The sequence below is a fragment of the Streptomyces lomondensis genome, from assembly GCF_014651035.1.
In the GTDB taxonomy this organism is placed as follows: domain Bacteria; phylum Actinomycetota; class Actinomycetes; order Streptomycetales; family Streptomycetaceae; genus Streptomyces; species Streptomyces lomondensis.
The window spans coordinates 577,410-603,833 of sequence record NZ_BMWC01000002.1 but is presented as its reverse complement, the minus strand read 5'-3'; the positions used below and the strand labels follow the sequence as shown (position 1 = coordinate 603,833).

General features: G+C 72.4%; 27 protein-coding genes. 19 read left to right on the top strand and 8 right to left on the bottom strand.

Annotation, left to right across the window (positions count from 1 at the left end; genetic code table 11):
* Positions 1-153 precede the first annotated feature (153 nt).
* The 3 genes from rplM (at position 154) to glmM (ending at position 2,676) form a co-directional block, all read left to right on the top strand.
* Positions 154-597, top strand: a complete 444-nt coding sequence (rplM, locus tag IE255_RS10095; RefSeq protein ID WP_010036634.1) for a 50S ribosomal protein L13 — start codon at positions 154-156, stop codon at positions 595-597.
* Positions 598-639: 42 nt separating this feature from the next.
* Positions 640-1,152 carry a 30S ribosomal protein S9 gene (rpsI, locus tag IE255_RS10090; RefSeq protein ID WP_031118774.1) on the top strand — a complete coding sequence of 171 codons (513 nt, stop codon included), beginning with the start codon at positions 640-642 and terminating at the stop codon, positions 1,150-1,152.
* A gap of 165 nt (positions 1,153-1,317) precedes the next feature.
* Entirely contained in the window at positions 1,318-2,676 is a 1,359-nt protein-coding gene (gene glmM, locus IE255_RS10085) for a phosphoglucosamine mutase (RefSeq protein ID WP_190049847.1), read from the top strand.
* A 93-nt stretch (positions 2,677-2,769) separates the two neighbouring features.
* Here the strand turns inward: glmM and IE255_RS10080 are convergent, their stop codons facing one another.
* Together IE255_RS10080 and coaA are read right to left on the bottom strand one after the other, a co-directional pair.
* Positions 2,770-3,702 carry a DUF389 domain-containing protein gene (locus IE255_RS10080; RefSeq protein ID WP_190049846.1) on the bottom strand — a complete coding sequence of 311 codons (933 nt, stop codon included), beginning with the start codon at positions 3,700-3,702 and terminating at the stop codon, positions 2,770-2,772.
* A 32-nt stretch (positions 3,703-3,734) separates the two neighbouring features.
* Complete coding sequence (gene coaA, locus IE255_RS10075; protein ID WP_190049845.1) at positions 3,735-4,703, bottom strand: type I pantothenate kinase; 969 nt, start codon at positions 4,701-4,703, stop codon at positions 3,735-3,737.
* A 191-nt stretch (positions 4,704-4,894) separates the two neighbouring features.
* Between coaA and IE255_RS10070 the strand changes: the two genes are divergently transcribed.
* From IE255_RS10070 to glmS, 3 genes are all read left to right on the top strand, one after another.
* On the top strand, positions 4,895-5,902 hold the full coding sequence (locus tag IE255_RS10070) for an ATP-binding cassette domain-containing protein (protein ID WP_190049844.1): 1,008 nt from the start codon (positions 4,895-4,897) through the stop codon (positions 5,900-5,902).
* The gene (locus tag IE255_RS10065; protein WP_190049843.1) at positions 5,899-6,708 is read left to right on the top strand and encodes an ABC transporter permease; all 810 of its coding nucleotides are present in this window, start codon (positions 5,899-5,901) and stop codon (positions 6,706-6,708) included. Before IE255_RS10070 ends, IE255_RS10065 begins: the two co-directional genes overlap by 4 nt.
* Before the next feature lie 106 nt (positions 6,709-6,814).
* Complete coding sequence (gene glmS, locus IE255_RS10060; RefSeq protein WP_190049842.1) at positions 6,815-8,662, top strand: glutamine--fructose-6-phosphate transaminase (isomerizing); 1,848 nt, start codon at positions 6,815-6,817, stop codon at positions 8,660-8,662.
* Positions 8,663-8,720: 58 nt separating this feature from the next.
* Here glmS and IE255_RS10055 read toward each other — a convergent pair whose 3' ends face one another.
* Positions 8,721-9,107: a hypothetical protein gene (locus tag IE255_RS10055; RefSeq protein WP_190049841.1), complete on the bottom strand. Its 387-nt coding sequence runs from the start codon at positions 9,105-9,107 to the stop codon at positions 8,721-8,723.
* A gap of 51 nt (positions 9,108-9,158) precedes the next feature.
* Positions 9,159-9,824: an ankyrin repeat domain-containing protein gene (locus IE255_RS10050; RefSeq protein ID WP_229906341.1), complete on the bottom strand. Its 666-nt coding sequence runs from the start codon at positions 9,822-9,824 to the stop codon at positions 9,159-9,161.
* A gap of 74 nt (positions 9,825-9,898) precedes the next feature.
* Between IE255_RS10050 and IE255_RS10045 the strand changes: the two genes are divergently transcribed.
* Positions 9,899-10,270, top strand: a complete 372-nt coding sequence (locus IE255_RS10045; RefSeq protein ID WP_190049839.1) for a holo-ACP synthase — start codon at positions 9,899-9,901, stop codon at positions 10,268-10,270.
* Positions 10,271-10,413: 143 nt separating this feature from the next.
* Here the strand turns inward: IE255_RS10045 and IE255_RS10040 are convergent, their stop codons facing one another.
* Positions 10,414-11,568, bottom strand: coding sequence for a hypothetical protein (locus IE255_RS10040; protein ID WP_190049838.1), 1,155 nt, complete (start codon positions 11,566-11,568; stop codon positions 10,414-10,416).
* A 158-nt stretch (positions 11,569-11,726) separates the two neighbouring features.
* On the opposite strand from IE255_RS10040, the gene IE255_RS10035 reads away from it, so the two are divergent.
* The 6 genes from IE255_RS10035 (at position 11,727) to IE255_RS10010 (ending at position 17,671) form a co-directional block, all read left to right on the top strand.
* Entirely contained in the window at positions 11,727-13,175 is a 1,449-nt protein-coding gene (locus tag IE255_RS10035; RefSeq protein WP_190049837.1) for an NAD(P)H-hydrate dehydratase, read from the top strand.
* 170 nt (positions 13,176-13,345) lie between these two features.
* Positions 13,346-14,233, top strand: coding sequence for a L,D-transpeptidase family protein (locus IE255_RS10030; RefSeq protein WP_190049836.1), 888 nt, complete (start codon positions 13,346-13,348; stop codon positions 14,231-14,233).
* Positions 14,234-14,293: 60 nt separating this feature from the next.
* Positions 14,294-15,460 carry an alanine racemase gene (gene alr / locus IE255_RS10025; protein WP_190049835.1) on the top strand — a complete coding sequence of 389 codons (1,167 nt, stop codon included), beginning with the start codon at positions 14,294-14,296 and terminating at the stop codon, positions 15,458-15,460.
* Between the two features lie 125 nt (positions 15,461-15,585).
* On the top strand, positions 15,586-16,845 hold the full coding sequence (locus IE255_RS10020) for an alpha/beta fold hydrolase (RefSeq protein WP_190049834.1): 1,260 nt from the start codon (positions 15,586-15,588) through the stop codon (positions 16,843-16,845).
* Complete coding sequence (tsaE, locus tag IE255_RS10015) at positions 16,811-17,332, top strand: tRNA (adenosine(37)-N6)-threonylcarbamoyltransferase complex ATPase subunit type 1 TsaE (protein WP_190049833.1); 522 nt, start codon at positions 16,811-16,813, stop codon at positions 17,330-17,332. Before IE255_RS10020 ends, tsaE begins: the two co-directional genes overlap by 35 nt.
* Before the next feature lie 171 nt (positions 17,333-17,503).
* Positions 17,504-17,671: a hypothetical protein gene (locus IE255_RS10010; protein ID WP_190049832.1), complete on the top strand. Its 168-nt coding sequence runs from the start codon at positions 17,504-17,506 to the stop codon at positions 17,669-17,671.
* Between the two features lie 35 nt (positions 17,672-17,706).
* Here the strand turns inward: IE255_RS10010 and IE255_RS10005 are convergent, their stop codons facing one another.
* Positions 17,707-18,261, bottom strand: coding sequence for a hypothetical protein (locus IE255_RS10005; RefSeq protein ID WP_190049831.1), 555 nt, complete (start codon positions 18,259-18,261; stop codon positions 17,707-17,709).
* A gap of 113 nt (positions 18,262-18,374) precedes the next feature.
* Here IE255_RS10005 and tsaB point away from each other — a divergent pair, with 113 nt between their 5' ends.
* The 4 genes from tsaB to IE255_RS09985 are packed head-to-tail and all read left to right on the top strand — an operon-like array spanning position 18,375 to position 20,872.
* Complete coding sequence (tsaB, locus tag IE255_RS10000; RefSeq protein WP_190049830.1) at positions 18,375-19,028, top strand: tRNA (adenosine(37)-N6)-threonylcarbamoyltransferase complex dimerization subunit type 1 TsaB; 654 nt, start codon at positions 18,375-18,377, stop codon at positions 19,026-19,028.
* Positions 19,025-19,531: a ribosomal protein S18-alanine N-acetyltransferase gene (gene rimI / locus IE255_RS09995; RefSeq protein WP_229906340.1), complete on the top strand. Its 507-nt coding sequence runs from the start codon at positions 19,025-19,027 to the stop codon at positions 19,529-19,531. The genes tsaB and rimI overlap by 4 nt, the downstream gene beginning before the upstream one ends.
* Entirely contained in the window at positions 19,524-20,618 is a 1,095-nt protein-coding gene (gene tsaD, locus IE255_RS09990) for a tRNA (adenosine(37)-N6)-threonylcarbamoyltransferase complex transferase subunit TsaD (RefSeq protein ID WP_190049829.1), read from the top strand. Before rimI ends, tsaD begins: the two co-directional genes overlap by 8 nt.
* Positions 20,615-20,872 (top strand): hypothetical protein, encoded by a 258-nt coding sequence (locus IE255_RS09985; RefSeq protein WP_190049828.1) that lies wholly within the window; start codon positions 20,615-20,617, stop codon positions 20,870-20,872. Before tsaD ends, IE255_RS09985 begins: the two co-directional genes overlap by 4 nt.
* On the opposite strand, the gene IE255_RS09980 is transcribed toward IE255_RS09985, so the two are convergent.
* Both IE255_RS09980 and IE255_RS09975 read right to left on the bottom strand, forming a co-directional pair.
* Entirely contained in the window at positions 20,823-21,353 is a 531-nt protein-coding gene (locus tag IE255_RS09980) for a hypothetical protein (protein ID WP_190049827.1), read from the bottom strand. The two genes, IE255_RS09985 and IE255_RS09980, sit on opposite strands and share 50 nt — an antisense overlap.
* 30 nt (positions 21,354-21,383) lie before the next feature.
* Positions 21,384-23,693, bottom strand: coding sequence for a beta-xylosidase/alpha-l-arabinosidase (locus tag IE255_RS09975; RefSeq protein WP_190049826.1), 2,310 nt, complete (start codon positions 23,691-23,693; stop codon positions 21,384-21,386).
* Between the two features lie 184 nt (positions 23,694-23,877).
* On the opposite strand from IE255_RS09975, the gene IE255_RS09970 reads away from it, so the two are divergent.
* Both IE255_RS09970 and IE255_RS09965 read left to right on the top strand, forming a co-directional pair.
* On the top strand, positions 23,878-24,936 hold the full coding sequence (locus IE255_RS09970; protein ID WP_190049825.1) for a LacI family DNA-binding transcriptional regulator: 1,059 nt from the start codon (positions 23,878-23,880) through the stop codon (positions 24,934-24,936).
* 94 nt (positions 24,937-25,030) lie between these two features.
* Positions 25,031-26,380 (top strand): glycoside hydrolase family 10 protein, encoded by a 1,350-nt coding sequence (locus tag IE255_RS09965; RefSeq protein WP_190049824.1) that lies wholly within the window; start codon positions 25,031-25,033, stop codon positions 26,378-26,380.
* Positions 26,381-26,424: the final 44 nt, after the last annotated feature.

The window sequence follows — 26,424 nt, the reverse complement described above, 5'->3', positions numbered from 1 at the left end:
GCTCATTCTCACGGGACGGGCCCTTACACCGGTCCACCGGGCCGATGACCAGCGACCAGCACGCGGTTTGCGTCACCGCAGTGCGGTCAAGGCTGTCGTGATCGTTTCGGTGACCTGTTCAGGACCATTCACTCGAAGCGAAGGCTACGAACCGTGCGTACGTACAGCCCCAAGCCCGGCGATGTGACGCGCCAGTGGCACGTCATTGACGCTCAGGACGTCGTCCTGGGCCGTCTCGCCACCACCGCAGCGACCCTTCTCCGGGGCAAGCACAAGCCGATCTACGCGCCGCACGTCGACGCTGGTGACTTCGTCATCATCATCAACGCCGACAAGGTGCACCTGTCCGGCAACAAGCGGACCCAGAAGATGGCGTACCGCCACTCCGGCTACCCGGGTGGTCTGCGCTCCGTCCGCTACGACGAGCTGCTCGACAAGAACCCCGAGAAGGCCATCGAGAAGGCCGTCAAGGGCATGCTCCCCAAGAACACTCTGGGCCGTCAGATGCTCTCGAAGCTGAAGGTCTACAAGGGTGACCAGCACCCGCACGGCGCGCAGCAGCCGCAGCCGTACGAGATCACCCAGGTCGCGCAGTAAGTCCGGCCACCCCCTAAGACTGAAGAGAATCTGAGGAGAATCGTGGCCGAGACCACTGCCGAGCAGCCGCTCGAAGAGCTTGACATCGACAGCTACACCACCGAGTCCGAGGTCCCCGTCGAGGGTGAGTACACCTCGGAGTCCATGGCCTCCCGCTTCGGCGAGCCCCAGCCGGCCGCCGGCCTGGGCCGTCGCAAGAACGCCATCGCCCGCGTCCGGATCGTCCCGGGCACCGGCAAGTGGAAGATCAACGGTCGCACCCTCGAGGACTACTTCCCGAACAAGGTGCACCAGCAGGAAGTCAACGAGCCCTTCAAGGTGCTCGAGCTCGAGGGCCGCTACGACGTCGTCGCCCGCATCGCCGGTGGCGGTGTCTCCGGTCAGGCCGGTGCGCTCCGTCTCGGTGTCGCCCGCGCGCTGAACGAGGCGGACGTCGACAACAACCGCGGCCCGCTGAAGAAGGCCGGGTTCCTCCGCCGCGACGACCGTGCGGTCGAGCGCAAGAAGGCCGGTCTGAAGAAGGCCCGCAAGGCCCCGCAGTACAGCAAGCGCTAATCGAGTCGCCTGTCCTGGCGACTGGCTTCGCAACGATCGCCCCGGCGGCACGGACGTGCTGCCGGGGCGGTTCGTTTACACAACCCCTACCGCCCCCGGACAGTCTCAGGGATGTACTCAGGGGATGTGAGCCGCATTCTCTTCAGCAATTCGGAGGACAGCACAGTGGGACGACTCTTCGGCACGGACGGCGTGCGCGGTGTCGCCAACGCGGATCTGACGGCGGAGATGGCCCTGGGCCTCTCCGTGGCCGCGGCGCACGTACTGGCCGAGGCGGGCACGTTCGAGGGACACCGGCCCACCGCGATCGTCGGGCGGGACCCCCGCGCGTCCGGAGAGTTCCTGGAGGCCGCCGTGGTCGCGGGCCTCGCCAGCGCCGGTGTGGACGTCCTGCGGGTCGGCGTGCTGCCGACGCCCGCGGTGGCGTTCCTGACCGGGTCGCTCGGCGCCGACCTCGGCGTGATGCTCTCCGCGAGCCACAACGCCATGCCCGACAACGGCATCAAGTTCTTCGCCCGCGGCGGGCACAAACTCGCCGACGAGCTGGAGGACCGGATCGAGTCCGTCTACGAGGAGCACCGCACCGGCGCCCCGTGGGACCGGCCGACCGGCGCCGGGGTGGGCCGCGTGCGCGAGTACGGCGAGGGCTTCGACCGGTACGTCGCGCATCTGCTGGGTGTCCTGCCGAACCGGCTGGAGGGGCTGAAGGTCGTCCTCGACGAGGCGCACGGCGCGGCCGCCCGGGTCTCGCCGGAGGCGTTCCAGCGGGCCGGGGCCGAGGTCGTCACGATCGGGACCGAGCCGGACGGGCTCAACATCAACGACGGGTGCGGTTCGACGCACCTGGACCTGCTCAAGGCCGCCGTCGTCGAGCACGGGGCCGACCTCGGCATCGCGCACGACGGCGACGCCGACCGGTGCCTCGCCGTGGACCACACCGGTGAGGAGGTGGACGGGGACCAGATCCTCGCCGTGCTCGCGCTGGCGATGCGGGAGCAGTCCGCGCTGCGGTCCGACACGGTCGTGGCGACGGTGATGTCCAACCTGGGCTTCAAGCTGGCCATGGAGCGGGAGGGCATCCGGCTGGTGCAGACGGCCGTGGGTGACCGGTACGTGCTGGAGGAGATGAAGGAGCACGGGTTCGCCCTCGGGGGCGAGCAGTCCGGGCACGTGATCGTCCTCGACCATGCGACGACCGGCGACGGGACGCTGACCGGGCTGCTGCTGGCGGCTCGGGTGGCCGGGAGCGGGCGTCCGCTGCGGGAGCTGGCCTCGGTCATGGAGCGGCTGCCGCAGGTGCTGATCAATGTGCCGGACGTGGACAGGTCGCGGGTGAAGACGTCCGCGGAGCTCGCGAGTGCCGTCGCTGACGCGGAACGGGAGCTGGGTGTTACGGGGCGGGTGTTGCTTCGGCCGTCCGGGACCGAGCCGTTGGTTCGGGTGATGGTGGAGGCGGCGGATATCGAGCAGGCTCGGTCTGTGGCGGGGCGGCTGGCCGATGTGGTGAAGTCCGCGCTTGGTTGATGACCGGGCAGGGGGCGGGGGTTCTGTTGTGGGCGGGCTGCGGGTGCTTCGTGGCTTGTCGCGCAGTTCCCCGCGCCCCTGGGGAGCTGCCCTTCAGGGCGTGTTCTTGCGCTGTCTGGACCAGAACCACTTCTGGGCCGCCAGCGTTGCCGTGCCCGCCAGGATGATGCCCAGCAGGTTCAGCAGGAGTTGCTCCGTGGAGCCCCAGGTCTGTTTCGTGTCGCCGTAGCTCAGGGCCACCGCGGCGTTCGCGGCGGCCGGGACCGTGGTGACGGAGATGGCCACGCCGACCAGGAGTCCGGACTTGGCGGAGGTCAGGGAGAGGGTGCCGGCGATTCCGGCCAGGACCGCCACGACGAAGGAGAACCAGTCGGGGGCGTAGATGAAGCCGGTGTTGGGGCGGTCGGCCTTCAACTGGTCCTGGGTGAACAGGCCGACGGCGTCCATGAAGAGGCTGAAGCCGACCGTCACCGCCATCGCCGCCGCGAAGCCCACGAGCAGGGCGGTCAGGGAGCGCAGGGCCAGGCGTGGCCGGCGCTGGACGATCGCGGTGCAGATGCCGGCGAGCGGGCCGAACTCCGGGCCCACCGCCATGGCGCCCACGATCAGGATCGCGTTGTCCAGGACCACACCGCAGGCCGCGATCATCGTGGCGAGCGTGATGAACGCCAGGTAGGTGACGGAGAGGGTCGACTCCTCGTGGGTCGCGTCGCTCAGGTGCTCCCACAGGACCGCGTCCGCGCCCTCGCCGGGCGCGTCGGCCTCGGCCTTGTCGGCGCGCGCGGACAGGGACAGGTCGATGGACTCGACGGCGATGGAACCGCTGGAGTCGAGGCCCAGCTCCCGCAGCCCGGTGAGCAGTTCGTCGCCCGCCTCGCGGGCCACGTCGCACATCACCACGTCCCCGGCGGGGTCGCGGGCGCTGTCCGGCAGCACGACGAGGTGCGTGGTGCCGACCGTCTTCTCGATCAGCCGCACCACGTCGTCGGTCTTCTCGCACGGCGTGATCAGGCGCAGATGGAGCATGGCGACCATCTAACAGGCTTTTCGCCAGGGCGTCACAGCTTGCGCAGGCTCAGCCGCTGCACCTTGTGGTCCGGGCCCTTGCGCAGCACGAGGGTGGCGCGGCCGCGGGTGGGGGCGATGTTCTCGACCAGGTTGGGCCGGTTGATCGTGCGCCACATCGTCCGGGCGTAGTCGAGGGCCTCCTCCTCGGAGACCTGGGTGTACTTGCGGAAGTACGAGGACGGGTTCTGGAAGGCGGTGGCGCGCAGCTTGCGGAAGCGGGCGAGGTACCAGTGCTCGATGTCCTCGACGCGGGCGTCGACGTACACGCTGAAGTCGAAGTAGTCGGCGAGGCCGACCCGGGTGCGGCCGTCCTTGCCGGGCAGGGCGGGCTGGAGGACGTTCAGGCCCTCGACGATCAGGATGTCGGGGCGGCGGACCGTGAGCCTCTCGTCGGGGACGATGTCGTAGATCAGGTGGGAGTAGACGGGGGCGGTGACCTCGTCCTTGCCGGCCTTGATGTCGGCGACGAAGCGGGTCAGCGCCCGGCGGTCGTAGGACTCGGGGAAACCTTTCCGCGACATCAGGCCGCGGGCCTGGAGCTCCTTGGTGGGCAGCAGGAAGCCGTCGGTGGTGACCAGCTCGACCCGCGGGTGCTCCGGCCAGCGCGAGAGCAGGGCCTGGAGGAGGCGGGCGACCGTCGACTTGCCGACAGCGACCGAGCCGGCGACGCCTATGACGAACGGGGTGCCGGACTGGGAGCCCTGCTCGCCGAGGAACGTGTTGAGTGCTCCTCTCAGGCCGTCCGTGGCCCCGACGTAGAGGTTGAGAAGCCGGGACAGCGGGAGGTAGATGTCCCGCACCTCGTCGAGGTCGATGACATCGCCGAGGCCGCGCAGCTTCTCGACCTCCTCGGCCGTCAGCGGCAGCGGCGTCTTGTCGCGCAGCGCGCTCCACTCGGCTCGGGTGAGGTCGACGTAGGGAGTCGCCTCCGGGCGGGGCCGGTGGGCGCTCCGGGGCATCGGGGAGACCGGAGAGATCACAGTCCATTGTGACGGGCGCACGAACGGGCGGTGGGGTGGGATCCGTCACGCGGGCTTTCGGCCCGTCCCCGGGGGAGAAATCCGGCCAAGGGGAGGAATGTCAGTGGCGTGCGTCACAGTTGTGGGAAGGGTGGGCCCGGCCCGGGGTCCACGGACGCCGAGGGGTGACCATGACGTATGCGATAGAGGCGGAAGGCCTGGTCAAACGGTTCCGGGAGACGCAGGCGCTGGCCGGTGTCGATCTGGCGGCCCGCAAGGGCACGGTGCTCGGGCTGCTGGGTCCCAACGGCGCGGGGAAGACGACCGCGGTGCGGATCTTCGCCACGCTGCTGCGGCCGGACGGCGGCCGGGCCCGGGTCGCCGGGCACGACGTGGTCCGGGAGGCCGGGGTGGTGCGCTCCCTGGTGGGGCTGACCGGGCAGTACGCGGCGGTGGACGAGAACCTGACCGGTACGGAGAACCTGCTGCTCATCGGCCGGCTGCTGGGGCTGCCGCGGCGGGAGGCCAAGGCGCGGGCGGGTGAGCTGCTGGAGCGCTTCCAGCTGACGGACGCGGCCGGGCGGGCCGTGAAGACCTACTCGGGAGGCATGCGGCGGCGGCTGGATCTCGCGGCCAGCCTCGTCGGCCGGCCCAGCATCCTCTTTCTCGACGAGCCGACCACCGGCCTGGATCCGCACAGCCGCGGTGAGCTGTGGGACCTGCTGCGCGGCCTGGTCGCGGACGGGGCGACCGCCCTGCTGACCACGCAGTACCTGAACGAGGCCGATGTGCTCGCCGACGACATCGTGGTGATCGACAAGGGCCGGGTGATCGCCGAGGGGACGCCGGACCGGCTGAAGGCCCAGGTCGGCGGGCAGGTCCTGGAACTCCGGCCGATCCTCGGGCAGGACCTCGTACGGGCGCACGCGCTGGTGGCCGGGGCCGCCGGCCCGGAGGCCCGGATCGAGGGCGAGAGGGTCACCGCGCCGGTGAAGGACCCCGAGCTGATGCCGGCCGTCGTGCGCGCGCTGGACCGGGAGGGCATCGCGGTGGGCGAGCTGGCCCTGCGCCGCTCCTCGCTCGACGAGGTCTTCCTCGCCCTGACCGGCCACCGGGCCGAACCGGGCGAGCCCGAGGAGGACGGCGGCGCGGCCGTCCGGGACGAGGGCGAGCTGGAGAGGGCGGTGAGCCGGTCATGACCGCCACCACCGTCACGGCGCCGGTCACCGGGTCGGGCCGGGTGCCGCCCCTCGCCGGGCTGCGGCAGACCTTCACGATGGCCTGGCGGAGCCTGGTCGCCGTCAAGCACAACCCGCTCGAACTGGTCGACTACAGCATCACGCCGATCATGTTCGTGTTCCTGTTCACCTATGTGCTGGGCGGGCAGATGGCCGGATCGCCCGACGCGTACCTGAAGTACGCGCTGCCCGGGATCATCGTGCAGAACACCCTGTTCATGACGGTGTACACGGCGATGGCGCTCAACACCGACCTCACCAAGGGCGTCTTCGACCGGCTGCGCAGCCTGCCCATCGCCCGCTCCGCCCCGCTGATCGGGCGGATCACCGCCGACCTCGCCAAGCACGTGTGGGCGATGCTGCTGATGATCGGCCTCGGTCTGGCGCTCGGCTTCCGCATCACCGGCGGATTCGGCGGGTTCCTGCTCGGCGCGCTGCTGCTGGTGGTGTTCGCGGCGGCCGTGTCCTGGAGCGCGGTGCTGATCGGGATGCTGGCCGGGGACGCGGAGAAGGTGCAGGCGTTCGCCTTCACGCTCATCTTCCCGATCACCTTCACCAGCAGCGCGTTCGTCGTCGTCGACACCATGCCCGGCTGGCTCCAGGCGTGGAGCGACGTCAACCCGGTCACGCATCTGTCCGACGCCTTCCGCGGGCTGCTGGTCGGCGGGCCGGTGGCGGAGCCGGTGCTGTGGTCCCTGGTCTGGGCGGCGGGAATCGCACTCGTCTTCTATCCGCTGGCGATGAGGGCGTATCGGGCGAAGGTCTGAGAGCAGGAGGCTCAGCGCTTCCGAGCTTCCTACCCCGGTGGGAATTTCCGATTTCGGGCACGCTGCGGCCGGTTCGGCGCGGGAATCGACCCTAAGCTGCCGTTCCATGTGTGGAATCGTGGGATACGTGGGGCCGCAGTCGGCGCTCGAGGTCGTGATGGCCGGGCTGAAGCGGCTGGAGTACCGGGGCTACGACTCGGCGGGCGTCGCCGTCCTGGCCGACGGCGGGCTGGCGACGGCGAAGAAGGCCGGAAAGCTGCTCAACCTGGAGAAGGAACTGGACGGCAGGCCGCTGCCGACGGGCCCGACGGGCATCGGGCACACCCGGTGGGCCACGCACGGCGGCCCGACCGACGCCAACGCCCACCCGCACATCGACAACGCGGGCCGCGTCGCCGTCGTGCACAACGGCATCATCGAGAACTTCGCCGCGCTGCGGGCCGAGTTGGCGGAGCGCGGCCACGAGCTGGCCTCCGAGACCGACACCGAGGTCGTGGCGCACCTGCTCGCCGAGGAGTTCTCCTCCTGCGCGGACCTCGCCGAGGCGATGCGGCTGGTGTGTCGGCGGCTGGAGGGCGCGTTCACGCTGGTCGCGGTGCACGCCGACGAGCCGGACGTGGTGGTGGGCGCCCGGCGGAACTCGCCGCTGGTGGTGGGCGTCGGCGAGGGCGAGGCCTTCCTCGCCTCGGACGTCGCCGCGTTCATCACCCACACGCGCTCCGCGATCGAGCTGGGCCAGGACCAGGTGGTGGAGCTGCGCCGGGACGGCGTGACGGTGACGGGCTTCGACGGCCGCCCGGCCGACGTCCGCTCCTACCACGTCGACTGGGACGCCTCGGCCGCGGAGAAGGGCGGCTACGACTACTTCATGCTCAAGGAGATCGCCGAGCAGCCCAAGGCGGTCGCCGACACCCTGCTGGGCCGTATCGACGGCTCCGGTTCGCTGACCCTGGACGAGGTGCGGATCCCCACGAGGGTGCTGCGGGAGATCGACAAGGTCGTCATCGTCGCGTGCGGTACGGCCTTCCACGCCGCGATGATCGCCAAGTACGCCATCGAGCACTGGACGCGCGTTCCGTGCGAGGTGGAGCTGGCGAGCGAGTTCCGCTACCGGGACCCGATCCTGGACGCGCAGACGCTGGTCATCGCCATCTCCCAGTCCGGCGAGACCATGGACACGCTGATGGCGCTGCGGCACGCCCGCGAGCAGGGCTCCAAGGTCCTGGCGATCTGCAACACCAACGGCTCGACGATCCCGCGCGAGTCGGACGCGGTGCTGTACACGCACGCCGGGCCGGAGGTGGCGGTCGCCTCCACCAAGGCGTTCCTCACGCAACTCGTCGCCTGCTACCTGGTCGCCCTGTACCTGGGCCAGGTGCGGGGCACCAAGTGGGGCGACGAGATCCGGGCGGTGATCCGGGACCTGTCCTCGATCGCCGGTGCGGTGGAGCAGGTGCTGGGGACGATGGAGCCGGTCCGCGAGCTGGCCCGCACGCTCGCCGCCAAGGACACGGTGCTGTTCCTCGGCCGGCACGTCGGCTACCCCGTGGCGCTGGAGGGCGCGCTGAAGCTCAAGGAGCTGGCTTACATGCACGCCGAGGGGTTCGCGGCGGGCGAGTTGAAGCACGGGCCGATCGCGCTGATCGAGGAGGACCTGCCGGTGGTCGTGGTCGTCCCCTCGCCCCGGGGGCGGTCCGTGCTGCACGACAAGATCGTGTCCAACATCCAGGAGATCCGGGCGCGGGGAGCGCGGACGATCGTCATCGCCGAGGAGGGCGACGAGGCGGTCGTGCCCTACGCGGATCATCTGATCCGGATCCCGGCCACGCCGACCCTGCTCCAGCCGCTGGTGGCCACGGTGCCGCTCCAGGTGTTCGCGTGCGAGCTGGCGACGGCCCGGGGCAACGAGGTGGACCAGCCGCGGAACCTGGCGAAGTCGGTGACGGTGGAGTAGCGCGGCGACGGAAAGGGCGAACGGCCGGTCGCCGTTCGCCCTCGATATCGGCTGGTGACTACCAGTTGATGCAGGTCTTCGGGACCCAGCCGTTCACCTTGTCGCCGCCGTAGTACCACATGTTGCTGGTCTTGCCGCAGGCCGTGTACGAGCCGCCCTTGTAGGCCTTGCCGTCGTTGCAGATGCCGCCCCGCTGGCCCTTGCCCCAGATACCCAGGGCGGTGGCCGTCTTCTTCGGCGCGGAGCGGACGTTGACGGTCTCCTTGGCCTTCACGTTCACGATCGCCTTGCTGCAGTCCTGCGGAGCGGCTGCGGCGGTGCCCGCCGTCGCCACGGTGCCGGTGAGGGCCGTGGCGAAGAGAGCCATCGACGTGGCCGCGGTCCCCAGCGACTTGAACCTCATGGTCTGTGCGTCCTCCCGTTTGGCGCGATGCCGTTTGCTCATCGCGATCATCGCGAACTGTACAAGGGGGAGGGGTAGTTGGAGATCGGGGGTTCAGTCCGGGTAGGACCAGGGCCATGGCCGTCCGGGGCTGTAGGGGAGCTTGGTCCAGCCATCGGGGGTCACCTGGTAGAAGTCCCCGTGGTCGCCGTCCATCCGCGAACTGCCGTGCACGTGCACGATGTCCGTGTGGAGGCGGTAGTGGAAGCCGCCCATCATGCCGGCCACCCGGAAGAAGATCCGCACGTCCAGGCCCTCCGTCAGGGGCGCGAGCGGTGGCAGGAGGTGCTCGATCTCGTCGAAGCAGCGGCCGGTGCGCTCCCGCAGCATCGCGTGGAAGTGGCGCTCCAGCGCATCGGCGGGGGCGGGGAGCTGCCGCACCGCGACCGGCTCCAGCAGTTCCAGCAGATACGTGTGGCCCCGCTCCCGTGCGATGTCCACCGGGAGCCGTCCGTCCCGGGTGCGCTGGGTGCGCCAGGCGCCGTGCGCGATCAGCCGGGAGACGACCGCGATCCCGGCGCCGTGCCAGGCGGCCTGGTGCAGCGGCGCGAATCCGCTGCGGTTGCCGGGGCGGGCGAGATTGACCCGCTCGGGATGCTCCACCAGCTCCCCGAACACGCCGTCCCAGTCGGCGTCCCGGGCCAGGTCCGCGAACCGGTCCCGCTCCTTCAGGTACCAGTCGTTGTAGCGCCCGCGGTCGGTGAAGCCGTCCCATTCCATGCGGATCATGCTAGGCGGCGGCCAACGGGCCCGGTGTCGTCGGGGGCGCCCCGGCATGACCGTAGGGTGCTGGCATGAGCATCATCGGGGTCGGGATCGACGTCGCCGAGATCGATCGGTTCGCGGCGTCCCTGGAGCGGACGCCCGCGCTGGCCGAGCGGCTGTTCGTGGAGCGGGAGTTGCTGCTGCCCAGCGGGGAGCGGCGGGGCGTCGCCTCGCTGGCCGCGCGGTTCGCCGCCAAGGAGGCCCTGGCCAAGGCGCTGGGTGCGCCGGCCGGGCTGCTCTGGACCGACGCCGAGGTGTGTGTCGAGGACAGCGGGCAGCCCCGGCTGCGGGTGACCGGGACGGTGGCCGCCCGGGCCGCCGAACTCGGAGTGCGGTCCTGGCACGTGTCCCTGAGCCATGACGCGGGGGTGGCCTCCGCCGTGGTGATCGCGGAGGGGTGAGCGGCTTTCCGCGCGGCTGGAGGCTTGGCGCCGTCCTCGGGGACATCGCGGGTGTCGAGCGCGACGCTGTGCGGGCGCTGAGTCTCCTGGGCGGCGGAGCCTCCGCCCGGTGAGGGCGGAGGCTCCGGGGCGGTGGGGCCCGGTCAGCAGATGGTCTGGCTGCTGTTCACCCGCGTGATGTTGCGGAACGTCGTGTTCTCGCCGCAGGGGCTCTCCCTGATGGCCGAGTTGGTGACCGTCAGGTTCTGGATGGTGATGTCCTTGTTGTTCGGGAAGTCCGAGCGGGCGGCCAGTCGCAGTTCGCCGCCGCCGTTGATCGTGCCGCTCTGGGCCGCGAGGTTGACGTTGTAGCAGTTCTCGATCAGGACCGAGTTGTTGCCGGTGTTGGAGAGCGTCACCTTGTTGATGACGGCGCCGCCGCTCTCCGACACGCAGAACACGCCGCGTCCGCCACCGCGGGCTGTGACCTCGCCGACCCGGATGTTGGTGGGGTAGCCGCTGCCGACCCGGCCGTTGCGGTTGGCCATGCGGAAGGCGGCGTAGCCGGTGCCCGTGCCCGCGTTCTCCGCGTCGACCTTGGTGACGTTGGCGTTGATGGTCTGGTTGAGCAGCAGGCCCGACTCGCCGACGTTGCGGGCCGTCACCGTGCCGATGGTGATGCCGTCCACGCCGTACGTCTCGACCGCGTGGCTGGACGCGCCGGAGACGTAGACGTTGTCGATGCGGACGTTGCGCGTCCACTGGCTCGTGTCGCCGCGGTTGTCGATGCGGATGCCCAGGCCGCGGGAGAGTCGCATGTCGATCTGGCCGAGCACGACGTTCTGGACGTTGCGCATGAAGATGCCGTACAGCGGCGTGCCGGTGAGCTTGAGGTTCTGGACCTCCACGTCACGCGTGCCGCGCGAGTACACCGGCGCCTGGTCGCCCGAGCCGGTGCCGGTGACGTTGATGGTGCCGCAGACGTCGAGGACGGTGTAGCTCGGGAGCGAGATGCGCGAGCCCGCCGAGATCGAGCCCGAGCCGCGGACCACGACCCGTTCCTTCGATGTGCGGCCCGCGCTGAGGCTGTTGACCGCCGCCTGGACGGCGGCGCGCATGTCGGTGCCGGTGTAGACCGTGCTGCCGCCGCGCCGGGCGGTCCAGTTGCTGCCGCTCTGCACGGCCTCGGCCTGGTAGGAGCCGTCTCCGCAGGCCAGTGCTCGGGTGGGGGCGGCCGTGGCGGGGGCGGTCATGGTGCCGGCGGCGGTGAGGAGGGCGGTGGCACCCGCGGCGGCGAGGAATGCGGCTCTGCGTCCCATGGAGGCCTCGGTTTCGTCGAATGTGGGGGGTGCGCAAGCGCTTTCTGCGCGCCGGGAGTCTGGCAAAGGGACGGCAAAGCGTCAATGGATGCGACACGGATCGGAGTTGTGCGGGATACGGGGGAGTGGTCCGGCGGTCGTACGGGAAACTCGACCGCATGCGTAGTGCGTACAGCGTGGACACGGTCAGGACCGCCGAACGGGAACTGATGGCGCGGCTGCCGGAGGGGGCGCTGATGCAGCGCGCCGCCGCCGGGCTCGCCGCGGCCTGCGCCGATCTGCTGGGGCGGGTGTACGGCAGCCGGGTCGTGCTGTTGGTCGGCAGCGGCGACAACGGGGGTGACGCGCTGTTCGCCGGGGCCCGGCTGGCCCGGCGCGGGGCCGGGGTGACGGCGGTGCTGCTCGCGCCGGAGCGGGCTCACGCCGCGGGGCTCACGGCGCTGCGGCGGGCCGGGGGCCGGGCCGTGGGGGTCGGCGAGGCCGTCGGGGCCGGTGGGGTCGAGGAACTGGTCGAGCGGGCCGACCTCGTCGTCGACGGCATCGTCGGGATCGGCGGGAAGGGCGGGCTGCGGCCGGACGCGGTGCCGCTGGCGGCCGCCGCCGGGCGGTCGCGGGGCGCGGTCGTCGCCGTCGATCTGCCGAGCGGGGTCGACGTCGACACCGGGGAGGTGCGCGGTGTCGCGGTCCGGGCCGATCTGACGGTGACCTTCGGGACGCACAAGCCGGGGCTGCTCATCGACCCGGCGCGGGAGTACGCGGGCTCGGTGCGGCTGGTCGACATCGGGCTGGAGCTGCCGGCCGAGCCGGAGCTGGAGGCGTTGCAGCACGCGGATGTGGCCGAGCTGCTGCCGGTGCCGCGGGCGGAGAGCGACAAGTACCGGCGGGGGGTCGTCGGGATCGCCGCCGGGTCGGCGCGGTACCCCGGGGCCGCCGTGCTCGCCGTCGCGGGGGCGCTGCGGGGCGGGGCCGGGGCAGTGCGGTACGTCGGGCCGGCCGGGGACGCGGTCATCGCGCGCTTCCCCGAGACGCTCGTGTCGGACCAGGGACCGAAGCGCGCCGGGCGGGTGCAGGCGTGGGTCGTGGGGCCGGGGGCCGGGGACGACGCGGCGACGGTGGGGGAGGTGCTGGCGGCGGACGTTCCGGTGCTGGTCGATGCCGACGGGCTGCGGTTGGCGGAGGTGGGTGTCGTGCGGGGGCGCCGGGCGCCGACGTTGCTGACACCGCATGCCGGGGAGGCTGCGGCACTGCTGGGGGTGGAGCGGGGGGAGGTCGAGGGGGCTCGGCTGGCGGCGGTGCGGGAGCTGGCGGGGCGGTACGGGGCGACGGTGCTGCTGAAGGGGTCCACGACGCTGGTGGCCGACTCCGGGGGCGGTGCGGTGCGGGTGAATCCGACGGGGACGTCCTGGCTGGCCACGGCGGGGAGCGGGGACGTGCTGTCGGGGCTGGCCGGGTCGTTGCTGGCGGCGGGGCTGTCGGCGGTGGACGCGGGGAGTGTGGGGGCGTATGTGCACGGGCTTGCGGGACGGCTGGCGGCGGAGGGGGCGCCGGTGGGGGCGCATGACGTGGCGGAGGGCATTCCCGGGGCTTGGCGGAACGTGCTGGGGTGAGTGCGCGCGTGCGGGTCGGTGGGGGTTGCTGTGGGGGTGGGGTCGCCCCCGCTTCGGCCTGAACGGCCTCGTCCTCAAGCGCCGGACGGGCTGAGTGTGGCTGATGCCTCTGGGTGACCCGTGCCGCGCGGCGGCCCGGGGGCCGCGGCCGGCCGCGGTTTTCTGATCGTATGACCCGCAGACGTACCGCCGGCCGTGCCCTCGCCCTCCTGCTCGCCGTCGTCGCCGCGCTGCCCGTCGGAGTCGCCGGTGCCGCTCCCGTGCCGCCGGCTCCCGGCCCCCTGGGCGAGCTGGTCCCGGGGGTCGCGCCGGGGCCGGCCCAGCCCTGGTCCGTCGATACGCCCGACCAGGCGCTGCCGCCGGTGGTGTACACGCCGTCGGCCGAGGAGGACGCCGTCGAGCCGCGCAGGGCGGTGGCGGGGACGTACGCGCTCGTCGAGTACGTGCCGTTGGGGGAGGCGGTCGCGCAGGTGAGCTGTACGCGGAAGGCCGGGCCGTATCAGCGGCAGGTCGAGCGGTGGCTGGGGCTGAGGGTGGACGGGAGGCAGTCGGCGGCGGACTGCCGGGCCATCCGGGCGTTCCAGGTGCGGCAGGGGATCAAGCCGGCCATCGGGTTCGCCGGGCCGGTGACCTGGTCGCGGATGCGGTACCTGTCGGCCCGGCGGAACCCGAACGCCGCCGGGAAGTGTCCGGTGCGGGCCTACCCCGTGGCGTGCGTGGATCTCAGCCGGCAGCTGATGTGGGTACAGAAGGGCAGGCAGGTCGTGTTCGGGGCGGTGCCCATCCGCAGCGGGCGGGCCGGATACCGGACGCGCGCCGGGTGGCACAAGATCTACTGGCGGCACAAGAACCACTGGTCGACGCTGTACAACACGCCCATGCCGTACTCCCAGTTCTTCAGCGGCGGACAGGCCTTCCACGGCGTCTACGGCAGCCTCCACACCGCCGTCGGCTCGATGGGCTGCGTGAACCTCACCGTGGGTGACGCGCGGAGGCTGTGGGGCGTGCTGAAGAAGGGCGACCGGGTGTTCGTGTGGGGGCGGCGGCCCGGGACGTAGACGGCCTCCGGGTGGGCCGCTGGCTCGGGCGTGTCGGGGCGCTCTGAGACACTGGGCGCGATGAGCGAGAGAACAGCCCTGCGGACCGCGCCCCTGCGGGCCCGCGCCGAGATCGACCTGGCCGCCCTGCGGGCCAATGTGCGGGCCCTGCGTGCCCATGCGCCGGGCGCGGCCCTGATGGCCGTGGTGAAGTCCGAGGCGTACGGCCACGGGGCTGTGCCGTGCGCCCGCGCCGCCGTCGCCGCGGGGGCGAGCTGGCTGGGCACGGCCACGCCCGAGGAGGCCCTCGCCCTGAGGGCCGCCGGGCTGCCGGGCCGCATCATGTGCTGGCTGTGGACGCCCGGCGGGCCGTGGCGCGAGGCGATCGACGCCGAGCTGGACGTCTCCGTCAGCGGGATGTGGGCCCTGGAGGAGGTCACCCGGGCCGCCCGGGGAGCCGACCGGCCCGCTCGCGTGCAGCTCAAGGCCGACACCGGGCTCGGCCGCAACGGCTGCCAGCCCGGCGACTGGGCCGAGCTGGTCCGCGCGGCGCTGCGCGCCGAGGCCGAGGGGCTGCTGCGCGTCACGGGGCTGTGGTCGCACTTCGCCTGCGCCGACGAGCCCGGGCACCCCGCCATCGCCGCCCAGCTCGGCCGCTTCCGCGAGATGGTCGCGTACGCCGAGCAGCAGGGCGTCCGGCCCGAGGTCCGGCACATCGCCAACTCGCCGGCCACCCTCACGCTCCCCGAGAGCCACTTCGACCTGGTCCGCACCGGCATCGCCACCTACGGCATCTCGCCGAGCCCCGAGCTCGGCACCCCGGCCGACTTCGGGCTGCGCCCGGTGATGACGCTGTCCGCCTCGCTCGCCCTGGTCAAGCACGTCCCGGGCGGGCACGGCGTCAGCTACGGACACCGGTACGTGACGCCCGGCGAGACCACCCTCGGCCTCGTGCCGCTGGGCTACGCCGACGGCATCCCGCGGCACGCCTCCTCGGCCGGCCCGGTCCTGGTCGAGGGCAAGTGGCGCACGATCGCCGGGCGGGTCGCCATGGACCAGTTCGTCGTCGACCTGGGCGGCGACGAGCCCGCCCCGGGCACCGAGGCGGTCCTCTTCGGGCCCGGGGACCGCGGGGAGCCCACCGCCGAGGACTGGGCGCAGGCGGCCGGAACCATCGCCTACGAGATCGTGACCCGGATCGGAACGCGTGTTCCCCGCGTCTATGTGAATGAGGAACAGGACGGGTAACTCGCACAGGGGAACCGGTCACCCGAAGAACGACAGGCACCCTGGTAACACCGGCCACACAGCCACACGACATCATCCGACCCAGTGAGTCACCCGATCGGCAGCCCGGCGAAGAGGAGCGGTACGTGAGCGAGAGCAGTGCGGAGGTCGTCGCGGACGTCGCCTCCGCGGCCGTCGCGGCCTCCGCCGCGACGGCCGCGGGAGGCTGGCGCCGGGCGACCGGCATCGCCGGCGTCGCGATAGGCGTGGTGGCCGCGGGCGCGGCCGCCGGTGTCGCCCTGGAGCGGATGACGGTCGGCCGCGGCATGCGCCAGAAGGCCCGGCTGGCTCTGGACTCGGCGGGACCCTACGGCTCGCTGCGCGGCATGCCCGGCAAGGCGTTCGCCGACGACGGCACGGAGCTGTACTACGAGGTCGACGACGTCGACCCGGAAGCCGCCCCGGCCATGGGCTCGCGCCGCCGGCGGCTCTTCGGCCGCAAGGCACCCGCGCCCGTCACCGTCGTCTTCAGCCACGGCTACTGCCTCAGCCAGGACTCCTGGCACTTCCAGCGGGCGGCCCTGCGGGGCGTCGTCCGGACCGTGCACTGGGACCAGCGCAGCCACGGCCGGTCCGGCCGGGGCGTCGCCCAGCACCGGGACGACGAGCCGGTCACCATCGAGCAGCTGGGCCGCGACCTGAAGGCCGTCATCGACGCTGCCGTCCCCGAGGGGCCCATCGTGCTCGTCGGGCACTCCATGGGCGGCATGACGGTGATGGCGCTGGCCGACCAGTACCCCGAGCTGATCCGCGAGCGGGTCCTCGGAGTCGCGTTCGTCGGGACGTCGTCGGGGCGCCTCGGCGAGGTCAACTACGGGCTTCCCGTCGCGGGCGTCAACGCGGTGCGGCGGGTGCTGCCCGGGGTGCTGAAGGCGCTGGGGCAGCGGGCCGAGCTGGTGGAGAAGGGGCGCCGGGCCACCGCGGACCTGTTCGCCGGGGTCATCAAGCGGTACTCGTTCGCGTCCCGGGACGTCGACCCGGCCGTGGCCCGGTTCGCCGAGCGGATGATCGAGAGCACGCCGATCGACGTGGTCGCCGAGTACTACCCGGCGTTCAACGACCACGACAAGACCGAGGCCCTCGCCTACTTCGCGGACATGCCGGTCCTCGTCCTGGCCGGCGTGCAGGACCTGGTCACGCCCAGTGAGCACAGCGAGGCGATCGCCGACCTGCTGCCGGACGCCGAGCTGGTGCTGGTGCCGGACGCGGGGCACCTGGTGATGCTGGAACACCCGGAAGTGGTCACCGACCGCCTCGCCGACCTGCTCACCCGCACGGGTGCCGTGCCCGCAGGAGCTACCGTGAAGGGCTATGGAAGCACCAGCAGCACCGCACAACCCGGCTGAGTCCGGATCCGTCCAGATCGTCGTCACGTCCCCCGAGCAGATGCGGGAGCTGGGCCGCCGGCTCGCGAAACTGCTGCGCGCGGGCGACCTGGTGATGCTCAGCGGGGAGCTCGGCGCGGGCAAGACGACGCTGACCCGCGGGCTGGGCGAAGGGCTCGGCGTGCGCGGGGCCGTCACCTCGCCGACCTTCGTGATCGCCCGGGTGCATCCCTCCCTGGGCGACGGGCCGCCGCTGGTCCACGTCGACGCCTACCGGCTCTCCGGCGGGCTGGACGAGATGGAGGACCTCGACCTCGACGTCTCGCTGCCGGAGTCCGTGGTCGTCGTGGAGTGGGGCGAGGGCAAGGTCGAGGAGCTGACCGAGGACCGGCTCCAGGTCGTCATCCACCGGGCGGTGGGCGACACGACCGACGAGGTCCGGCACATGACGATCACCGGTCTGGGCGAACGCTGGGCGTCCGCTGACCTGACCGTGCTCATCGCGTGATCCCGCAGGGCGCCTGAGCGGCCGGCGCCCCGCCGTGCGGTCTTTTGATGAACGTTCCGACAAGACGTCGGCAAGATGTTGCGTTCGGCGTCTTGTGCGTGGTCACATGGTATCCAGTCCGTAGTTAGGTGTACCTAACTACGTCCGCCCCCGGCCTTTCAGGAGGCGTCCATGTCGGCTACAGAGAGCAAGGGGCAGCCGCTGCCGTTCGCGGTCGCCGGGGTGACCATGCGTGACCTGCTGGCGGCGGGCCAGGCCGCGGCGCTGATCTCCACGCCGCCGCGCGCTCCCGACCCGGAGCTCGCCGAGCCGGTGGCGGACCACCGCGAGGCCGCCTAGGGGCTGTCGGTTCGGATCAGGCCCTGGCGCAGCCGCTAGCGCACGACGACGACCTTGCGGCCGATCGTCGCGAAGGTCCACATCGCCTCGCCGTCCGCGCGCGACTCGCGGATACCGCCCGTGCGCACCTTCGGCTCGGGGGCGGCGGTCGAGCCGTCCACGGCCGCGCTGAAGCCGATGACCACGCCGTCCACGCTGGTGAACCGCACGACGTGCTCGACGGGGAGGCCATCGGAGCCGGTGACCGCCTTCGAGCGGGACGTGACCGTGTAGCTGCCGGGGGCCGGGTCCACCGTGCTCGGGTCGACCTCGAACGTGCGGGTGACCGTCTCGTCGGCGCCGACCAGCCACACGCGGTCGCCGCGCAGCGAGTACACGACCCGGGCGCCCTTGCCGGACCCGGCGGGCAGTGCGGCGGGGTCCTTCCGGGCCTGGGGCGCCTTCGACGGAGCGACCGCCGGCGCGGCGCCCGGCTGCGCCCTGCCCAGCCCGGCCGGGACGGTCTGCGCCGCCTGGTGGGCGAGGTAGCCGACCGTCGCGAGGGCCGCGGCGGTGAGCCCGGCCACGATTCCCGAGCTGCTGACTGCCACCGGCGGCCACCTCCGCGTCGTAGTCCCTGCCGTGACGGTAGGTGACGGTAGCAGCAGGTGACGGGCCGACAGGTACGTCCGACACGGGCCCCGGGGAGCCGTAGGCTGTTTGCGTGCTCTTGCTCGCTCTGGATACCGCCACACCCGCTGTCACCGTCGCGCTGCACGACGGCGAGGACGTCATCGCCTCGTCGAGTCAGGTGGACGCCCGGCGGCACGGGGAACTGCTGCTGCCGGCGATCGACCGGGTGCTCGCCGAGGCAGGTCTGAGGCTCGACGCCGTCACGGGCATCGTCGCCGGGATCGGCCCGGGCCCGTACACCGGGCTGCGGGTCGGCCTGATGACCGCGGACACCTTCGGGCTCGCGCTCGGCGTCCCCGTGCACGGCGTGTGCACGCTGGACGGCCTCGCCTGCGCCGCCGACCTGGAGGGCCCGTTCGTCGTCGCGACCGACGCCCGCCGCAAGGAGGTCTACTGGGCGCGCTACGCCGACTCCCGCACCCGCGTCACCGACCCTGCCGTCGACCGGCCCGCCGACATCGCCGAGCAGGTGAAGGGCCTGCCCGCGGTCGGCGCGGGCGCGCTCCTCTACCCGGACACCTTCCCGCAGGCGCACGAGCCCGAGCACGTGTCCGCCGCGGCCCTGGCCCGCCTGGCCGCGGAGAAACTGGCGGCGGGCGAGGAACTGCCCGCGCCCCGGCCGCTCTACCTGCGCCGCCCCGACGCCCAGGTCCCCAAGAACTACAAGGTGGTCACCCCCAAGTGACCGAGCCCGTGACGTGTGTGCTGCGCGAGATGCGCTGGTGGGACATCGACCCCGTGCTGGAGCTGGAGCGGGATCTGTTCCCCGACGACGCCTGGTCGCGGGGCATGTTCTGGTCCGAGCTGGCCCATGCGCGCGGGCCCGAGGCCAACCGGCGGTACGTGGTCGCCGAGACCGGCTCCCGGATCGTCGGGTACGCCGGTCTGGTCGCCTCCGGCGAGCAGGCCGACGTGCAGACCATCGCCGTCGCCCGCGAGCTGTGGGGCACCGGCCTCGGCGCGCGGCTGCTCGCCGAACTGCTGCGCGCGGCGACCGCCTTCGAGTGCGCCGAGGTGATGCTGGAGTGCCGCGTCGACAACGTCCGCGCGCAGAAGCTGTACGAGCGGTTCGGTTTTGAACCCATCGGCGTGAGGCGCGGGTATTACCAGCCGGGCAACGTGGACGCCCTGGTGATGCGCCTGACCGCCCCCGAGAACTCCGTACAAGGAACCGAGATCCATGGCTGACGAACCCCTCGTTCTGGGGATCGAGACCTCCTGCGACGAGACCGGCGTCGGCCTCGTCCGGGGGACCACCCTGCTGGCCGACGCCGTCGCCTCCAGCGTCGACGAACACGCCCGCTTCGGCGGCGTCGTCCCGGAGGTCGCGAGCCGCGCCCACCTGGAGGCGATGGTCCCCACCATCGACCGCGCGCTGAAGGAGGCGGGGGTGAGCGCCCGCGACCTCGACGGCATCGCCGTCACCGCGGGTCCCGGACTCGCCGGCGCCCTGCTGGTCGGCGTCTCCGCGGCGAAGGCGTACGCGTACGCGCTCGGCAAGCCCCTCTACGGCGTGAACCACCTCGCCTCGCACATCTGCGTGGACCAGCTGGAGCACGGCCCGCTGCCCGAGCCGACGATGGCGCTGCTGGTCTCCGGCGGCCACTCCTCGCTGCTGCTGTCCTCGGACATCACCTCCGACGTCCGCCCGATGGGCGCGACCATCGACGACGCGGCCGGCGAGGCCTTCGACAAGATCGCGCGCGTGCTGAACCTCGGCTTCCCCGGCGGCCCGGTCATCGACCGGTACGCCAAGGAGGGCGACCCGAACGCGATCCCGTTCCCCCGGGGCCTGACCGGCCCGCGCGACCCGGCCTACGACTTCTCCTTCTCGGGGCTGAAGACGGCCGTGGCGCGCTGGATCGAGGCCAAGCGGGCGGCGGGGGAGGAGGTGCCGGTGCGGGACGTGGCGGCCTCCTTCCAGGAGGCGGTCGTGGACGTGCTGACCCGCAAGGCCGTCCGGGCCTGCAAGGACGAGGGCGTCGACCACCTGATGATCGGCGGCGGCGTGGCCGCCAACTCCCGGCTGCGCGCCCTGGCCCGGGAGCGCTGCGAGGCGGCCGGGATCCGGCTGCGGGTGCCGCGGCCCAAGCTGTGCACGGACAACGGCGCGATGGTCGCCGCGCTCGGCGCCGAGATGGTGGCCCGGAACCGTGCCGCGTCCGGCTGGGACCTGCCGGCGGACTCCTCGCTGCCGGTGACGGAGCCGCACGTGCCCGCCGTTCCCGCGCACGACCACGTCCACGAGGCCGGCGAGGAGAACCTCTACTCGTGACGGTCGCGTTGATGTGGGAGGCGCGGGCGGTGCCCGGGCGGGGCGGGGACCTGCTCGCCTGGGCGCGCGCCCAGGACCTGCCCCGCGAGCCGCTGCGCCGTGAGACCCTGCGCGCTCCTCAGGACCGGGTCCTCGTCATCACCTGGTGGGACGCCCCGTACGACGCCGAGCTGCCCGAGCTGCCGGAGCCGGACGGGGAGCTGGTCACGCGGGCTGTGCACCGGTGGCGGTTCGAGTCGGTGGGCGACGGCTGACCGAGAGCTCCCACGGCCTGCTGTCGACGCGGCCCCGCCACAGCAGCAGGCCGTTGCGGCGCTCCCAGTGGGCGGCGACCGCGGCCTCGCTCAGCCAGTCGAGAGCCGACCACAGGAAGATCCCCGTCGTCAATGGTTGCCACAGGGCCAGCGGTACCGCGCCCAGCACGTACCCCACGAAGAGCCGCGGGCTGAACGGCCGGTGGCGCAGGAGCCGCTCGGCGGCCCCTGGGGGGTCGATGTCCTCGACCGGTACCGCCTTCTCGAAGTTCCGTACTTCGCTGAACCACCTGAGCCTGGACGCCCTCAGCAGTGTCCACACCAGCAGGAGGGCGAGCACGCCGGCGGCGTACAGGGCCAGCCGGCCGGTGTCGGACGGCGGGGAGAAGCCGTGGAACAGCACTGATGCCGTCAGGGCGACGGCAGTGGCGGCCAGGACCGAGAAGACGGCCCGCAACTCGTGGTGCACCAGCCTGTCCATCGCCACCCCCTGAGGGTCACCCCCTGAGGGTCACCCCGCCCCCGACACCTCTGCCTCGCACCGCAGCCGCCGGTCGCCCCCGGTGACCCGGACCGGGCCCGTGAGCGTGAGGTGCGCGGTGTGGCGTACGTCCGTGCTGGACGCCGCCAAACGTAGTTCCAGGGCGCCCGGTTCGACCACCCTGCGACCTGAACGGTCGGTGAACGCCGAGAGATCGGTGTGGAACCGGAATGTCAGCCGGCTCGCCGCGCCCGGCGCCAGTTCCATGCGCTGGTAGCCGATCAGGCGCACGTCGGGCCGGGTGACGGAGGCCACCGGGTCGTGCAGGTACAGCTGGACGATCTCCGCGCCCTCGCGGTCGCCCGTGTTGCGGACGGTCACGGAGAGGTCGTACGAGCCGTCCGTGCCGATCTCCGTGCGCTCGCCGCCGGTGAAGTCCTCCCAGGCGAACGTCGTGTACGAGCGGCCGTGGCCGAAGGGGTACAGCGGGGTCGGGTCGAGGTTGCTGACCTCGCCCGCGAGGCCGAGGGGCGGCTGGAGGTACGTCCAGGGCTGGCCGCCGGGGACCCGCGGGACGCTCACCGGGAGGCGGCCGGACGGGTTCACGCGGCCCGACAGCACTCCCGCGACCGCCGGGCCGCCCTCCTCCCCGGGGAAGAAGGCCTGGACGACCGCGCCCAGGCGGCCGTCCCAGCGGCCGAGGGCGTACGGGCGGCCGGTCAGCAGGACCAGCACCACGGGGACGCCCGTCGCGACCAGCGCGTCCAGCAGCTCCCCCTGGGCGCCCGGCAGGGCGAGGTCCGTAGCGTCGCAGCCCTCGCCCGAGGTGCCGCGGCCGAACAGGCCTGCCCGGTCGCCGAGGACCGCCACGCACACGTCCGCGTCGGCGGTGCGGGCGATCGCCTCCTCGAAGCCCGCGGTGTCCGGATCCGTCACGTCGCAGCCCGGCGCGAACGTCACCTTGGCGTCGGGGAGTTCGGTGCGCAGGGCGTCGAGGACGGTCGGGATCTCGATGCCCGTCGGCACGTCCGGGTGGTGGGTGAGGACGTGGGACGGGAAGGAGTAGCAGCCCAGCATGGCCAGGGCGTCGGCCGCCCGGGGGCCGACCACCGCGATCCGGGTGTCGGGGGCGAGGGGGAGCAGGCCGTCGGGGTTGTCGAGCAGGACCACCGACTCCTCGGCCAGGCGGCGGGCCAGGATCCGGTTGCCCGTGGAGTCGAGGTCGACCGAGGCGGCCGGCTCGGGGGTCCAGTCGGGGTCGAGCAGGCCCAGTTCGCACTTCTGGAGCAGGATGCGGCGGGCCGCGCGGTCCACGAGGTCCTCGGGGATCTCGCCCGAGCGGACCGCGTCCACCAGCGGATCGCCGTAGCACTTGAGGCTCGGCAGTTCGACGTCGATGCCGGCCTCCAGGGCCGCGTGGGCCGCCTCGGCCGGGGTGCCGGCGACCCGGTGGAGGGTGTGCAGGAAGCCGATGCCGAAGTAGTCGGAGACGACCGTGCCGGTGAAGCCCCACTCCTCGCGCAGGAGCCGGGTGAGCAGCTCGGGGTCGGCGGAGGCCGGGACGCCGTCCGTCTCGGTGTACGCGGCCATCACCGAGCGGGCCCCGCCCTCGCGCAACGCCATCTCGAAAGGGGGCAGGGTGATGTCGGCGAACTCGCGGGTGCCCGCCCGTACGGGGGCGAGGTTGCGGGCGCCGGCCGAGGAGGCGTACCCGGCGAAGTGCTTGAGCGTGGCGACGACCCCGGCCGACTCCAGGCCCCGCACATAGGCCGTGCCGACCGTGCCGACCAGGTACGGGTCCTCGCCGATGGTCTCCTCCACGCGGCCCCAGCGCGGATCGCGTACGACGTCCAGGACGGGCGCGAGGCCCTGGTGGACGCCCGCCGCGCGCAGGTCGTCGCCGATGCGGCGGGCCATCTCCTCGACCAGCGGCGGGTCCCAGGTCGCACCCCAGGCCAGCGGGACCGGGTAGGCCGTGGCCTGCCAGGCGGTGAAGCCGGCCAGGCACTCCTCGTGCGCGATCGCCGGGATGCCGAAGCGGCCGGCCTCGGTGATACGGCGCTGGGCGCGGGCCAGGGCCTGCGCGCCCAGCGCCGGGTCCACGGGGGCGGTGCCGAAGGAGCGCGTGAGCTGGCCCAGGCCGCGGGTGATCAGCTCTTCCCAGTCGTGTTCCACGGCCATGTCGTGCTGATGGGGAGCGACTCCGTCACCGTCCGTCGAGGCTCCCACCCACACGCCGTACAGCTGGGCGGTCTTCTCCTCCAGGGTCATCCGGGAGAGCAGGTCGTCGACGCGGGCGGCGGCGGGCAGGGCGGGGTCACGCCAGGGCGCGGTGGTCATGAAGCTCCTGTCGGGTGGACGGACGGCCCTCTCACGAACGGTGCTGACGAGCGCGTGAGCCGTGCTGACGACCGCTTCCCGCACCCGCTTCTGCGAATGTTTCGATATGCACGTCGAATGTTCCGGGAACCTATGGCGCCGCGGAGACTTCGTCAAGAGGCCCCGCAGGGATACGATCGCCGCCATGACATCCCCGGAGCCCGTTGAAAGCCGGACGCAAACCCGGACGCAGGGGCGCACCGCGCAGACCGCGACGCTCGCCGAGATCGCCCGTGAGGCCGGCGTGTCGGCGCCGACTGTTTCGAAGGTCCTCAACGGCCGGGCCGATGTCGCCCCGGCCACCCGGGCCCGCGTCGAGGAGCTGCTGCGCGCCCACGGCTACCGGCGGCGCCGTGCGGAGGCGACCCGCTCGCCGCTGATCGACCTGGTCTTCCACGAGCTGGACAGCTCCTGGGCGATGGAGGTCATCCGGGGCGTGGAGAACGTGGCCCGGGACGCCGGGCTGAGCGTGGTGCTGTCGGAGAGCGCCGGGCGGCTCACCCCTGGCCGGACCTGGGCCGACCAGGTCGCCGCGCGCCGCCCGCACGGGGTGGTCCTGGTCCTGTCGGGGCTCGACGAGTCGCAGCGCGCGCTGCTGACCAGCCGCTCCATCCCGTTCGTGGTCATGGACCCGGCCGGCGACCCCGGGGCCGACGTGCCGTCGATCGGCGCGACCAACTGGCAGGGCGGTCTCGCGGCCACCCGGCACCTGGTCGAGCTGGGGCACCGCAGGATCGGCGCGATCAGCGGGCCGACGCAGATGATGTGCAGCCGCGCCCGGATCGACGGCTACCGGGCCGCGCTGGAGACGGCCGGGCTGCCGGTCGACCCCGCGCTGATCGCGAACGGCGACTTCCACCACGAGGCCGGCTACCGGCTGGGCCTGGAGCTGCTGCGCCGCCCGGACCGGCCGACCGCCGTCTTCGCCGGGAACGACCTCCAGGCGCTCGGGCTCTACGAGGCCGCCCGCGAGCTGGGGCTGCGCATCCCCGAGGACCTGAGCGTGGTCGGCTTCGACGACCTGCCGGTGGCGCCCTGGGTCGGACCGCCGCTGACGACCGTACGGCAGCCGCTGACGGAGATGGCCGAGGCGGCGGCCCGGCTGGTCCTGGACCTCGGGCGGGACGAGAGCGGCCCGGCGGCGACCCGGGTGGAGCTGGCGACGAGCCTGGTGGTGCGCAGCAGCACGGCGGCGCCCGCGTGAAAGGCCCGTTGCTGTATTGACGGGTGGTGCGGGCGCCTCCACACTGCACCGAAGCCAATCGGTTGCACCACCGAAACTTTCGGAGGCACCCGCAATGAGATCGCTGAGATCGGGCTTACTCACCACCCTGCTGGCCGGCGTCGTCACGGCCGGCTCCCTGCTGCTCGCCGCCCCCGCCGCGCACGCCGCCGACGCCCCGCTGCGCGACCTCGCCGACGCCAAGGGCAAGGTCATGGGCACGGCGGTCACCGGCTCCAAGCTCACCGGCACCTACGGCGAGATCGCCGGGCGCGAGTTCAACTGGCTCACCCCCGGCAACGCCATGAAGTGGGGCTCGGTGGAGCCGAGCCGGGGCAGCTACAACTGGGCCGAGGCCGACCAGATCGTGAACTTCGCCGAGGCCCACGACCAGCAGGTGCGCGGGCACACCCTGCTCTGGCACCAGCAGAATCCGGGCTGGCTGACCAACGGCAGCTGGACGCGGGACCAGCTCAGCGCCATCGTCCAGGACCACATCGCCACCGAGGTCGGCCGCTACAAGGGCCGGCTGGCCGCCTGGGACGTGGTGAACGAGCCCTTCAACGAGGACGGCACCTACCGCCCGACCCTCTTCCACACCACCCTCGGCCAGGACTACATCGCGCAGGCGCTGACCTGGGCCCGGGCCGCCGACCCGAGCGCCGAGCTGTACATCAACGACTACAACGTGGAGGGCGTCAACGCGAAGAGCACCGCCCTGTACAACCTGGTCAAGTCGTTGAAGGAGCGCGGGGTTCCGATCGACGGGGTCGGGCTCCAGGCCCATCTCATCGTCGGCCAGGTGCCCTCGACGATGCAGCAGAACATCCAGCGCTTCGCCGACCTGGGCGTGGACGTGGCGATCACGGAGCTGGACATCCGGATGCAACTCCCGGCGACGCAGGCGAAGCTGGCCCAGCAGGCCGCCGACTACAAGGCGGTCATGAACGCCTGCGTGGCGGTCGCGCGCTGTACCGGCGTCACCGTCTGGGGCTTCACCGACTCCGACTCCTGGATCCCGGACACCTTCCCCGGCCAGGGCGCGGCGACGCCGTACGACGAGAACTACGCGCCGAAACCGGCGTACCACGCCATCGCGGAGGCGCTCGGCGGGACGACGACCCCGCCGACGGGGGTCTGCACGGCGACCTACAGCGTCACCAGCCAGTGGAGCACCGGCTTCACGGGGCAGGTGCGGATCGCCTGCTCGGGGGCCTCGCTGTCGTCGTGGAAGGCGAACTGGACGTTCGGGGCCGGGCAGCGGATCACGCAGGCGTGGAACGCGAGCTGCACCCAGACCGGCGCGGCGGTCAGTTGCGCGAACGCCTCGTACAACGGGCCGGTGCCGGACGGCGGTTCGGTGACGTTCGGCTTCAACGGCTCGTGGAGCGGGAGCAACCCGGTGCCCACGGTGACCCTGGGGTGAGGCGAGGCCGGGAAGTCTGAGAATTTCCGAAGAAAATCGGCCGG